This window comes from Enterobacter sp. JBIWA008 (assembly GCF_019968765.1).
Lineage (GTDB): Bacteria > Pseudomonadota > Gammaproteobacteria > Enterobacterales > Enterobacteriaceae > Enterobacter.
Genome location: NZ_CP074149.1, coordinates 985,081 through 997,250, shown reverse-complemented (window position 1 = coordinate 997,250; position 12,170 = coordinate 985,081). Strand labels below are relative to the sequence as shown.

General features: G+C 54.2%; 17 protein-coding genes. All 17 read right to left on the bottom strand.

From position 1 onward, the window contains the following. Positions 1-34: 34 nt before the first annotated feature. Positions 35-340, bottom strand: coding sequence for a hypothetical protein (locus KGP24_RS04865; protein WP_223563453.1), 306 nt, complete (start codon positions 338-340; stop codon positions 35-37). A gap of 585 nt (positions 341-925) precedes the next feature. Next, the gene (locus KGP24_RS04860) at positions 926-1,993 is read right to left on the bottom strand and encodes a hypothetical protein (RefSeq protein WP_063249830.1); all 1,068 of its coding nucleotides are present in this window, start codon (positions 1,991-1,993) and stop codon (positions 926-928) included. A gap of 2 nt (positions 1,994-1,995) precedes the next feature. After that, positions 1,996-2,301 (bottom strand): hypothetical protein, encoded by a 306-nt coding sequence (locus KGP24_RS04855; protein ID WP_223562536.1) that lies wholly within the window; start codon positions 2,299-2,301, stop codon positions 1,996-1,998. A gap of 1 nt (position 2,302) precedes the next feature. Next, positions 2,303-2,905, bottom strand: a complete 603-nt coding sequence (locus KGP24_RS04850; protein WP_223562535.1) for a phage baseplate protein — start codon at positions 2,903-2,905, stop codon at positions 2,303-2,305. Further along, complete coding sequence (locus KGP24_RS04845; RefSeq protein WP_223562534.1) at positions 2,905-4,986, bottom strand: lytic transglycosylase domain-containing protein; 2,082 nt, start codon at positions 4,984-4,986, stop codon at positions 2,905-2,907. The genes KGP24_RS04850 and KGP24_RS04845 overlap by 1 nt, the downstream gene beginning before the upstream one ends. Further along, on the bottom strand, positions 4,976-5,104 hold the full coding sequence (locus KGP24_RS04840) for a lytic transglycosylase (protein ID WP_085980100.1): 129 nt from the start codon (positions 5,102-5,104) through the stop codon (positions 4,976-4,978). The genes KGP24_RS04845 and KGP24_RS04840 overlap by 11 nt, the downstream gene beginning before the upstream one ends. Before the next feature lie 59 nt (positions 5,105-5,163). Beyond that, the gene (locus KGP24_RS04835; protein ID WP_000393957.1) at positions 5,164-5,589 is read right to left on the bottom strand and encodes a phage tail assembly chaperone; all 426 of its coding nucleotides are present in this window, start codon (positions 5,587-5,589) and stop codon (positions 5,164-5,166) included. Positions 5,590-5,592: 3 nt separating this feature from the next. Next, positions 5,593-6,033: a DUF3277 family protein gene (locus KGP24_RS04830; protein WP_000257257.1), complete on the bottom strand. Its 441-nt coding sequence runs from the start codon at positions 6,031-6,033 to the stop codon at positions 5,593-5,595. Positions 6,034-6,043: 10 nt separating this feature from the next. Further along, positions 6,044-7,204: a DUF3383 family protein gene (locus KGP24_RS04825; RefSeq protein ID WP_223562533.1), complete on the bottom strand. Its 1,161-nt coding sequence runs from the start codon at positions 7,202-7,204 to the stop codon at positions 6,044-6,046. A gap of 3 nt (positions 7,205-7,207) precedes the next feature. Then, positions 7,208-7,771 carry a hypothetical protein gene (locus tag KGP24_RS04820; protein WP_129609878.1) on the bottom strand — a complete coding sequence of 188 codons (564 nt, stop codon included), beginning with the start codon at positions 7,769-7,771 and terminating at the stop codon, positions 7,208-7,210. Then, a complete protein-coding gene (locus tag KGP24_RS04815) occupies positions 7,746-8,135 on the bottom strand; it encodes a hypothetical protein (protein ID WP_001142474.1) in 390 nt (129 codons plus the stop codon). Before KGP24_RS04815 ends, KGP24_RS04820 begins: the two co-directional genes overlap by 26 nt. Beyond that, positions 8,122-8,676 (bottom strand): hypothetical protein, encoded by a 555-nt coding sequence (locus tag KGP24_RS04810; RefSeq protein WP_063448666.1) that lies wholly within the window; start codon positions 8,674-8,676, stop codon positions 8,122-8,124. The genes KGP24_RS04815 and KGP24_RS04810 overlap by 14 nt, the downstream gene beginning before the upstream one ends. Beyond that, positions 8,673-9,080 (bottom strand): DUF4054 domain-containing protein, encoded by a 408-nt coding sequence (locus KGP24_RS04805; protein ID WP_021241727.1) that lies wholly within the window; start codon positions 9,078-9,080, stop codon positions 8,673-8,675. The genes KGP24_RS04810 and KGP24_RS04805 overlap by 4 nt, the downstream gene beginning before the upstream one ends. Continuing rightward, positions 9,046-9,435 carry a hypothetical protein gene (locus tag KGP24_RS04800; protein ID WP_006120171.1) on the bottom strand — a complete coding sequence of 130 codons (390 nt, stop codon included), beginning with the start codon at positions 9,433-9,435 and terminating at the stop codon, positions 9,046-9,048. The genes KGP24_RS04805 and KGP24_RS04800 overlap by 35 nt, the downstream gene beginning before the upstream one ends. Before the next feature lie 41 nt (positions 9,436-9,476). Beyond that, on the bottom strand, positions 9,477-10,418 hold the full coding sequence (locus KGP24_RS04795) for a DUF2184 domain-containing protein (RefSeq protein ID WP_032238374.1): 942 nt from the start codon (positions 10,416-10,418) through the stop codon (positions 9,477-9,479). A gap of 11 nt (positions 10,419-10,429) precedes the next feature. Beyond that, positions 10,430-10,933, bottom strand: a complete 504-nt coding sequence (locus KGP24_RS04790) for a hypothetical protein (protein WP_006120173.1) — start codon at positions 10,931-10,933, stop codon at positions 10,430-10,432. Positions 10,934-10,937: 4 nt separating this feature from the next. Further along, a complete protein-coding gene (locus KGP24_RS04785; RefSeq protein ID WP_223562532.1) occupies positions 10,938-12,170 on the bottom strand; it encodes a DUF2213 domain-containing protein in 1,233 nt (410 codons plus the stop codon).

Here is a 12,170-nt window from a genome sequence, read left to right as displayed (position 1 = left end):
GCACAATTTGAGTCGAAGCATCAAGGTTTTGGTACTACTTCACCTTCACGCAGTCGTATGTTGCGTATTGACGCGGCGCATTCATGCTGGCTTGCAGCCACTGAGCGTTGAGAATGGCTTTGCCGTTGCGCTTGATGTACTCGAGCCCTACCCACCGGCCAAGTTGGTCAGTATCGACCATCCACTCCATTTTGACGTTATCCGGCTCACGGTTTGTGCTGCCACCAGTACCAATTGGAGTAATTTTTTGCGTCTCTGGTTTCACGCCATTAATTCTGGCCCAACCATCAGCAGACGACAGGTCTATCGTATAAGGCCCACAAGTAGTCTTGTAGTTCACACCAAGTTTTTCGTTGCTGTGTGCTTTTTTGCTTTTCTCATAATCGGCCTTCGCTACATCATTCATCTTTTGATAGATAGCAGGCTGCTGCAAAGAAAAATCATTTAGCCTCTTAACAAAAACCTCACGTGAAACCTCTGCAAGACCCATTGGTTTTCTGTCAATGGTGTAGTCATCATATATCTTTGATATTACAGTTAATGATGAAAGATTTTTAGCTAAGTTATTTTCAAAGTTAAGGTAATTTAGCGGGGAATTATCTCTTACATCGATAGCCCCAACGCCACCGGTACCGTACTCATGATATGCAGCATAAAAAATAGGGATCATCTCTGGTTTTTTATTAATCGCCTTAATCAACCCTTCGGGACCGCAAGATTCCCCACTCCAGTCGATAAGCGACTTACCTTTCGATTGCCATGTTTGGCAATCGTCTGCCGATAAGATTAAAATTGGCTGCCACCCGGGGCGTTTTTTGTAACTAACATTCTTATCAGAATTGAAGCCTGCATTTGCGCATCCAGAAACGAGCAGCACCGACAGGAAAATCACACTGTATCGAAGTCCATTCATGTTCTTATACACTCAACCTCCTCCTGAACGAGCTATAGTCGCCTGGCTAATCAGATCACGAGCGCCACGCGCAAAGCACATCAAATCCATGTACCACGCCTGACCTCTGGTGTCGCCAGTATAGTCGATAGCTTTGACGATATAAACGCCATCTGTCGCAATGCTGGCAGCTTGTGACGTTGTGCCGGTCAACACACGGTTGCCGTTCTCTTCTGTTTCGGTGATGCGCCCGGGCGACTGAGCGATTTCGCTATTGCCGAGCGCGGCGCGGTACACCGAAGCCTGATCGAGCTGGATAAGACCATTAATGCGGATGTTTGGGTTTATCAGGCACCGCACGTTTACGCCGCCGCCCATCGTCTGTTGCGGCATACCGATCAGGCCAGTATCGGCATTCAACACAATGGCTTCGTGAATATATTTATCCTCTGGCACCATCTGGACCTGACCATCCACCAGCTGCCATGTCGCTTTGCACTGCGCAGCAATATTATCCATCACGTTACGGGTGGATGAGTAAATCGCGCGGCCACGAGGAAACACGGTATCAGGAAAATCGCCGGTAATGCCCTGTGTCACGCCGAACGCGTTGAAATCCTGCATCGTCGCCCGGTGCAGATCCGCAACGGTATAACCAGCTGCAAGCGTGGTGATGGTAGTCGCATAAAGGAACGCTTCATGATCACCAATGGCCTGAATCAACACCCACGAATCCGTAATGTTGTCCTTCCCGGTGACGGTGAAGCGAATATCACCGTCAAAAATCAGGCCGTAGTTCTGACCGTTCACCTGCCCTATCTGGTCTGGTGAAATCTCCCTGGCGACACCAACCTGGCTCGCATCAACATCCGGCGCTATACCGTCATATCCGGCAATGATGCGAATTTTGGCAAATTCCTGCCCCAGTATCTTGTTCGTGGTATCGGTCGAAAGGTTGTAAATTTTCACGTTCGCCACGCGCGGCCAGCGTGTGTCTGCCCACTCGATCTGGAACGTGACCTTAAAGTCAGACAGGGAAACGCCCTGCCCGTTCTGGTCCAACAATTGCAGCTCAAAATGGCGCATCCAGTTAAGAGACATTTCTACTCCTGTACGAAAATGAGGTGGCTGTATGTGCCGAGGTTGGTTTTGGTGGGCTCGTCTGGTGCTCCCTTATCGGTCGCTACCACCAGCGCGCCATCAATGCCAAGCTGTGGATATTGTCGCAATAGGTTCACGCCGGTCAGTAGAGGTAGGCCAGAGAGCAGCGCATCGCCGCCGCTATCCATCACGTCCATGATCCAGCCAGCCGCATCACGCCAGATGATCCTTAGCGTATACGTGGTATTGCCCAGCAAGACGCGGAACTGCTGATTGTCAGGAGAAAGCGGTATTTCGTTAAACTGCATATCACCCTCCGGCAAGGCGCTGACCGCCTGTGACGATGCTGCTGAGAAGCGATTCATTTGGCGGTGTCGTGGATTTCGTCCCGGAATTCTGCACTGCCGATGTACTGACGCCATCCTGCATATCTGATTTATCAGCAACGCTAACGCTCTGCGTTTGCGACATGATCACTTCGCGCAGGGTAAGCGTGCAGTTCAGCACGTTCTCGCTGGTTTTGTCCGTTGTCACCTCAATGGCTCGCACCAGCATATTGCTGTACACCCGCTTTCCGGTCACCACATCGAACGGCACTCGGGAGGACTGGAGATCCAGCAGTTGCTGATAGGTCTCTTTGGGGCTCAGTCCGGCACTGAGGCCGATTGACGATGTATCAATGAAGTCCAGCAACGAACCACCACCAGCGAAGCCGCATTCCATTGTGACTTCACTGGGGCGCTTGTACGCATGATCGGCGATAAAGCCCGACGCGCTGTTAGTTGTTGGCTTCTCCACCGGGTGCTCAGTAATTTCGAGCGCATCAGAATGCTTTTCGGAGACGACCACGCTGGGGATCAGCAGGCCAATTCGCCGGGATTGCTGGCGAAAAATCGCTGATAAAATATCCATTATCTCGGTCCTGCGGGGAGTTGCTGGGTTAACTGTGAATTCACGCCCTTCTGACGGTCAACAGTCAAACGGGCAGCCTCGCGCGGATCGGAAACGCCGTGGATGTTAATATTCGTTTCCTGCTGAATCACCGGGGCGCTGGTGGGCATATTGCTCATCACTTTCGGAATGTAGTTGCGCGTTTCCTGCGGCATCAGCCCCATGCCATAGCGCTGAACGTTGCCGATCCCCCAGTTATATGAAGCCAGTGCTTTGCTAAGGTCTCCGCCGTTCTGCCGCAACAGCTGGCTGAGGTACTTAGCGGCTGCCTGAGCTGACTTTTCCGGGTCGAATACATCATTCCCACGCAGGCCCATGTCGCGCGCCGTGCCATCCATAAATTGAAACAGTCCTTTCGCGCCTGCGCCGGACATGGCGAACTGGTTACCACCCGACTCGGTGATCGCCACGCTTTTCAACAGGCCAGCTGGCAGCTGATAAAGCGACTCCAGTTTATTGAACATTGGCCCCATCCAGTCGAGCAATACCTTGCCCTGGGCTGTCGCCTGAGGTCGCTTAACAGACTGCGCTCGCTGCTCTGGCTCCAGTCCCATCTCCTGAATTTTTCGCTGGATTTGCTCATCAGTGAAAAAGTCTTTGCCAGGGTTTTCCTTTCTCAGCGCCTCATATGCCTGCTGCCTTTCGGGTACGATATTGCTACCTATACCGCCAATCGATGCCATTTCTTCGCTGGTGGTCGGCGTATTGTTGGCAGGAATGAACATAAGCAACCAGGGATTCTTGATTGCCAGCTGCGCGATCCCCTGCGCCAGCTTACCCAGCCCACCAATAGAACCGCCGATTGCCTTACCGAGCCCCATAAATCCGGCGACAAGTCGCCCGATACCCGTGAGCATGGAGACCAGCTTCGCACCGGCCAGAAAGCCAAACAGGATGGTGAGCGTATTTTTCCAGCCGCCCAGGTTGTCCTTGAGCTCCAGAAACTTATCGCGTAACCATTTAAATACCTTTTTTGCTTGCTCAATCTCTGGCTGCCACTTAGACCAGTCAATCAGGCTTTTACCGCCCTCTTTCCACGTCTGGTAATCGTCATAGAGTAATCCGATCGCCAGAATCAGCGTGGTGATCAGGCCGATAGGTGATTTCAGAAATGCAGCATTGAGCAAACGCCAAGCGATGAGGATTGCGCCGATGGTCATCAGGAACTTTTTGCTGCCATCGTCCAGCTTTTTCCACCATTCAATGACAGAACCAGCGGCCTGAATCACCCGCCACGCCATTCGTGTGAATGCGTTCGCAAGCCAGATCACGCCTTTAATGACTTTGGTCAGCGTTTCCTCAATCTTCGGGAAGTTGTCGAGGATGCGCCGCCGCAGGCTGTCCAGCGAACCAGCAAGACCACCAGCGAGGTTTGAGCCGATCTTGTCCCGCATAATGCCGAACAGCGACGTAAGCCCGCGCATGGACGTCATGAATTTGTTGGACTGAACGGCTGCCTTATCAGCGTTGAACCCCGTCTTTTGCAGCATAGACTGGTAATCGGCGGTAAAGCCATTCATGCCGCGCCGCATCGCCATCAGCGTGTTTTCATCGATGCCGAGCATCTGCGCGTATTGCTTCGCGCGGTAATACGGCATGTTGTTGAGCTTTTGCCCAACGCCAGTAAAGATGGCGGCAGTATCACGCATCTTTCCGCTGACATCGCGGGTCTGTACGCCCAGACGGTTCAGGAAGCCCTCCGCCCCCGGATTGCTACGCATGAAACCAGCCAGTCCTTCAAGGGAGGACATGGCCGACTCGGCGCTGGCACCGGTTTGCGATGCGGCATAGCCCAGCGCTTTGATGCCTTGGACGCTGGCCCCCGTCCGTTGGGATGCCCAGTAAATCTTATCCAGACCATTCGCGATCTGGGTGGTAAACCCAACAATGCTCAGCGCTGCGCCTTCCACCACCGCGCCGACCTTCAGAACATTCGCGGTAACGCCTTTCAGCACTGCTTCAAACTTATTAGCGCCAGCCTGATCGATATCGAACCCCAGCGAAACAAGGAAGTCTTTAATCGTATCTGCGTTACCGCTCATTGGCCGCTCTCCATTTATCTACCCGGGCGTCGTTATCCTCGCGCATGTCGAGGTAGTCATTGAGAAGCGCGATGCGGCAGAGGTCTACCGCACCGCTGTTAAGGTCTTTCTGGTCAATATGGAAGGCTAGCGCCGGACGAAGAATAAAATCTTCACCGCCCGGCAGGCTGTTGAAGGTTATTCCGCTGGCGGGGTGGGCGTCTCGCTGGTAGGGAGTCCTTGCAAAAAATTTCCCAGAGAGTCGGCGACCACCCGCGCCACCAGTTGCAGCATGGTCAGCAGGTCGATATCGTCAAACGCCATTTCGCCATGCTGGCATACCGGCACCCAGCCTTTCATGTGCTCGCGTGAAACTACGGAAAGGCAGGGAAACAGGATAGCGTCCACGTCTCCATCGCTCAGATCGGACACAGCATTGGCAATCTTTGGCAGGATGGTAGCCATCGCGCCTTCGGTATCTTTGCTGCTGATCTTCTCCTGAACGCTCCGGAAGTCAGAAACCATCCCGGCCAGCACCGGCAACAGCTTGCGTGACACCTTCAGTTGTTCGAAAACACTGAGTTTTGCAGTGCGATATTTCACGCCCTTAATTTCGAATTCCATGCGTTAAAACTCCCCGAGCAGCTGGTCAATCTTGCCGCAGTCGAATACCCAGGCGACGGTTCCGCCCTCTTTGGCATTATTGAAATCAGGCTGTTTCTGGAATGCACACGAACGCGCAGTAGAGATATCACCAGATGCCGTGTTGCGAATGACGATCACGTTATTGCCCCAGGTGGCAGAGGACTGGCTTTGCGCGTTATACGCCAGAGACAGCTTCTTGTTCACGGGGGAGGTTTTCAGCAGCGTTACCGTAATGGTGCCTGACTTGTCGGCGTGCAGGCTGTGCATCACTTCGCCATCGGCACCGATGGTCATGGTGTTCTTGTTGCCGCCCATGGTCTGGGTGATACCTTCCTCAGAGTTCGCAGAACCCTGACCAAGATCGATAACGCCGGTCGGCCCGGTGAGCGACGCGGTTACATCGAGAAAAGAATAAGTTGCCATTTATCGCTCCTTAGCGAACCACGTTGATCTGCACATCGGCATAATGAACTGCGCCAGCCAGCTTACAGGCCACCTGAATTAACGGTGCTTTGCGCGCTTCGCGGTCGGCCTGTGCCTGCTGCACCAGCGGCTGTGCATACACGTAATAGCCTTTGGTCAGCGTATCGCCGGAATTCAGTTGTCCGATAGGGCCACCATTCCACACGCCAGCCGCTACCAGACCGTTCGTGACGGACTGATCCATGGACTGTTCAACGTCGGAAAGAAGACGGGTCACACCAGCATCAGTCTGCGGAATTTTGGTGGTACTGGTGTAAAGCAGGTTATAGAGGTTGGTCTGAACGTAGTTCTGCAACCAGTCGAGCCCGTGGCGCTCGTCGAAGAAGTCTCCGTTCGCCATAACACCCTGTTGCAGGATCGCCGTGTCGTTGGCGTAGTACACGAACACGTTCGCATTCTTCGCATCCACAGCCGCCGCCTGTCCTACCGTCAGCGTTTCGTAGGTTACGCTCGGTTCCTGTTTGAATTTCAGGGTAATCGTGGTATTGCTGCCGTTGAAATTGACGGTAAACGCGCGACCAAAAGCTGAAACCGCAGCATAAGGGCTGCTGGTGGAATACTGAATAAAGGTCCGAGAATACTTACCAGCCTTTAATTTTGACGCAACATCGGTCGTCGAGGTCGTATTGATAATCTCGGCGTCGGCAGAGGTTACCCCGAAAATGCGGCTCAGGCTGGACGCTTCGATGAGTTTAGCAACCTCAATCACGTCGGCAGCATCAAGCACATCATCGCCATCAGCAACATCATCAGCGACAACCAGCCCATACCAGTTGGTATATTGCAGGCAGGCATTAACAGCTTGCACAATGGTTTCCACGCTTCCACCTTCGGAAGAGGTCAGCGTCTTCGCCCAGCGGCCAACATAAACCTGCGTCGGCTTCGGCGACTGGCTGAAGAAAACCTGCGCCGCTTCATATTCCGGGCTGTCGACTCCGAAATCCTCGCCAATGTCCTCAACGGACGCATAGAGGCGAACGCGCTCCTGCACCGGAATGACAGTGGAAGAACCGAGGATCAGCAGCGCGCCGAAGTTACGACCAGTAGCCGCTTTCGGCGAGATGATCACATCAACGTTTACAACGTTGGATACAGGTAAGCCCTGCGTCATAGTTTATTCTCCAAAAAAGGTGACTGGCGCTTCCACCAGCGATTTAATGCCGTACTCGCGCACAACCTTCCGGCGCAGGCGCACCGTCATGTCGTAGCGGCGAACCCATTGCTGGTTGATAAGTTCGGGGAAAGGGGTCAGACCGGTGTAGTCGCCCAGGGACAAACCAAGCGCATTCAGTTCAGCATTATTTTGCGGCACAGATATGCCATCGCGAAAACGGGACGCATAAGACATACCAGCCGGGCCATAGAACGACGCCATGCACTCAAACGTTTCATGCCGCCAGAGCTGAGCGCCCTCATCGGTCTGCCTGGTGAATGCAGGACTGTTATCAATGGGCCATCCGGTAACGCCGAACGCGCACCAGTTCGTTTCAACGGGTAGCAGTGGCGGCTGATCTTTCTGCCAGCGCGGGCGAACCATCCCCGAAGGCAAGCCGGAAACATTGCGCATCCACTGGCTTAACAGCCTGTCTAGCGCTTCGTCATAATCCGGATCGCCGCTGGTGGGTGTCAGCCAGCCGCGCTCTGTGCTGGTGTTATTGCTCAACGGGAGTACCCCCATCAAACGGCAACAGTTCGCAATGCGCCTGGACGAAGCCAGCACCGTAAGCGGTATACGGGTCGACGAACGTCACACGATAATCACGGTTCTGATACGTCACGATATCGGCATCACGGCCAGTCTGCCCCTGTGTCAGCCGCTCAGTTGTCACGATAAGAATCGCGCCGCTGATAACCTGCCCGGCCTGCATGCGGCGGTTTTCCAGAGAGCGGTCAACGGTAACAACCCCGGCAAACTGCGTTTTAACTTCGCTGTCGCTACCGATCCCGTCCTCGTCCACCGTTTGCGCACGACGCGTTACCCACAGGTTGAAGTCGCAAAAGTCGGGGTCAAAAAGCACGTCTGTTACATCAAGAGTCGGCATCTTTATCCCTCACAACATGGGTAATGGCTCTGCGATATTGCCCGGTGTCGATTAGCGGTTTCACCAGATCGGTTCCGGGGGACTCGCCAGCAGCGCGTCGGGCAAGCTCCGCTTTCGCCCCTTTACGCCCTCGACGCGCGCGAGCTTCAACGGTGCTATCAGCAAGCGGTGTAAAGCCGGTAATAGTCATGTAACGCCTGACGCCATTAGCGGCCAGCGTTCCGGCGCGGTTGAGCGCTCTTTCCGCACCCGCCGCATTACCATCAAGCGCAGCCTGCGCCGCTGCTTTTAGCTGCGGCACTGTCTGTTCCTCTACCGATTTAACGCCGGGGATCAGGTGCGGGCGCGGGGGGATGTTTTGCGCCGGTGAGCCGTATTCGTTGACGTAACCGATCCCGGCATTACCAAACGGAACATCCTCACGCTCGCTGTCTTCTTCCGGGATGCCCACCAGCACTTCTTTTTTACCGATGGATTTGAGCGCATCCAGAATGGCCTGAGCGTTATCCACCCTCGTTGTTACACCGCTTTTGAAACTCATAGCTGGCGACCGCCCGCACCGAACATCGTGATCAGCTGATAAAATTCAGCGCCATATCGGGTGTTATTCCAGAAGCCTGCGTCAGGGTTTAGCGTCGCGCTGGTGTCATAGCTGACGCTTACCTTGTCAACGGACTTGGAGGATTGAACACCATTGGTTGAACCGCCCGGGCCGCCAACCAGCATTGCCCGGCTATCTGCCGCCCATAGCGTCATGTAGTGAGCCACGAACAACTCGGCAAAGTACGGAAACAACTCTTTGCCGGTGACATTTTCGCTCAGCAGCACATCGGCCAGATTCAGACGAAACTGGATTTGCGCTTCGGGATATTTGGCAGGGTCAGCAAACTGCGGGAAGTCGCGGCGAAAATCACTTACTGTTGGCAGGCTTTGATTCTTTGGCATCTTTTGCTCCATTGCCGCCAGTCTGGGCGGCAGCAATCTGCGCTTGCAGGCTGTCGTTCTGCTCTTGCAGTTTGAGCAGCGCTTCTTTCAGATCGGCAATCAGCTGATCTTTATCGACAATCTGCTTATCTTTGTCGGCAATCTGCGCTTGCAGGCTGTCGATAATGGGTTGCAGATCATCGGTGTCGCTAATCACGCTTTCGGAAAGCTCAGAGTGCGCCTGGGTGAACCAGTGCGACGCGACCTCTTCCGGTACGTTATGCCGTCCCCGGCCAAACTCCTGTTTTGATTGATCGCCGAGCGTCAGCGTAAACGGGGTGTGAACATGGATGGTAACCAGCTTTTCTTTCGCCATTTTCAGTTTCCTTCTGGCCCCTTTCGGGGCCGTTCTGGTTATCAGATACCGTCCACGTAGGACAGGGTTTCTTTGTACACTGGCTCAACCGCACCGAGCTTGCCGTAGTAGGTCGCAATCTGGTACAGACCGCGATACTGGACAGGAACGCTCTGCAACGGCACCAGCGGATAGCGCACGTATTTCTTGTCGTTGGTGTAGGCGACCATACGGTCTTTACCGCCAACCCCGCGCCCTTTCAGCCATTTGACCGCTTTGATTTCCAGCGGAACGCCGTTCTGGTGGAAAGCGATAGTGTTCACAGCCAGATAGGTCAGCAGTGACTGGTTACCCGCTTCGGAAACCTTACGGCTCGCCAGCAGTGAATACTGCTCTGGCGGAATGCGCAGATCAGAAGGCACGACGGAATAACCGGATGCTGCCCAGGCATTCGACAGAATGCTGTTCACGCTATCAAGAATCTCGTCGTTGGTGGAGTTCGCCCAGGTCTTCGGCGCATTGTTCAGCGTCACACCGACAAGGTTTGCCAGCCCTTTCAGGCCGAGCGCATCATCGCCAATGTAAACCTGCTCGTCGTTGTCCATCTGCCATTTGAGCTGCATCCCGTCGTACTTCTGGGTATCAATCGGGCGACCTACCTGCTGAGCTGCTGCCAGCTCTACAACGGTCCAGCCCAGTTCCATTCCCCAGAGGTTCAGCGGATTGCCGTCTTTGCCGATATCAACGTTCACGCCAGCAATAGCGGTGGAGTCTTTACCTACCCAGTTTTTACCGTTCGGATTTGCGCCAGTACCCGCAGCGCCAAAGCTGGTGTTAGTCCAGCTGGAAATGTCATCTGCGATAGAAACGTCTTCACGCAGTTGAATGTCGCGGGTCCAGGTGTAACCCACCAGCGGCAGGTTCAGCGTCTGGTCGAGTCTCTCCAGCTCCCCGATGAGAAAGGCACCAGAGCTATCAACGGTTGCCTGATCAAAAGTAATCATTCGTCTGTTCCTTAAATCTTCCAGGAGATTTCTGCATTGCCGTTAGCGTCACCGGCCCCTGTGAATTCGGCGTTGGTCAGCGCCACGTTTTTGCCACTGACGGACGTGGACATGAAGCCGCCCAGCGGCACGTCAATGGTTGAGTCGAGCGAAACAACCACGTAGACAGGCGCGCCTTTTTTGATGGTGCTGGCATCGAAGCCAGATCCAAGGTTAACGGTCATGTAGCCACGCTTCATGGCGTCGCCCGGGAAGTTCTTATCCGTCCCCACCTGGCGAACCATGTCTGGCTGCGATGTGGTCGGATACGGACGAACGTAGATACCCTTCACCTTGTCGGCGGTGTCACCGTCCGCCAGCGGCACGAAAAAGCCGTCAGCGTCGTATTTGCCGGCCAGACCATAGGCAGCGAAGGCGTTAGCGGATTTAAGGATCACCGGTTCGACGGTTAAGTCCTGCGGGCGAGAGATAGCCCCGGCAATGCCAACAGGCATCCGGTACAGATATGCAGTCATTGGATTATCCTTTGCGGTTAGACCAGAAGTCGGCGTTTTGTTTGTTCAGGGAAGCGATGCTGGTCATGCCCATATTTGGACGTTGTGCATCGCCCGTGGTGGTGCGAGTGTTTCGCCCTTTGGCAATCTCAGACACGGCGTTAAACGCCATATCGACCGATTGCTTGGGCAATTTGCGGATATCCGCATCACCGACAACCTGGCGAACCAGTGTTTTGTCAGCGGCAGCCAGCACATCACGTTTGAACGCGGTCGGTTTCACCTTACGGCTCAGATCGATACCCGGGACGATAACCTCGGCACGATAGGCAGAGTCACCGGTAATCGTGGTTTCCTCTTCTTTGTCCTCGTCGTCGCCGGTTGGGTTTTTGTTATCATTTTCGCCAGGATTATTGGCGTTATCACCCGTCGCATTTCCTTCCAGCTTAGCCAGCAGGGCTTTGAGCAAGGTTTTGATATCGTCCTCGCCGTCGCCGGTTGGCTCTCCGCCCATTTCCGGCTTTTTGTCCGGCAATGGTTGCTGCGGTGAAAGGTTAATGTTGAGGTTAACGCCGCTGGGCAGATCCCCTTCATCACCCGTTACCGCCGCTGGCGCAGAGTCCAGCAGTTCGTTCATGGTGTCAGCGTCACCCGTTTTGATGGCCGTGCGCATGCGGGTCCACCAGCTTTTCTTTTGATTTGCCATTGTGTCTCTGTCTCCAATTGCACAACGATTTCCGGCTCTGCCTTTAGGGACAAGAGCCACATGGTTTCCGGTAATATCGACCTGCTCGGCTTTACCTGGCTCGGTCTGCTCGTACTCCGCGTCATAGCCGCACGACACTTCGCGCAGACCATCTTCGATAAGCTGAATGGCGCTTTCGTCTTTGACGATAAGGTCAGCCAGCATCAAATCAGACTGGTCACCAGTCCCTCGCCGCACGTTCTGAAGATGCCCGACCGCAAGCTCTTTCCAGTTCTCGGGATTTACCAGCCGCACATTCCCGTTTTCATCTTCAGGATGCAGGATAGTGATGCTCATCCCTTCAAATGAGGCGAGCGTGGCCGGATGGAATACCTGCTCAGGAGAGCGCGTTACGACTATCTCACCGAGCTTGTCGGGTTTGAGGTTTGGCAGATCGGCAGCGCCGTAGAGCTGTTTACCCGTTCGACCTATCGGCACGTCTTTGCACAACAGAGAGCCGTCAGCCAGCTGATAGCGGGTTTCCCCCAGCCGGGTATTGAAAAAATATTTCAT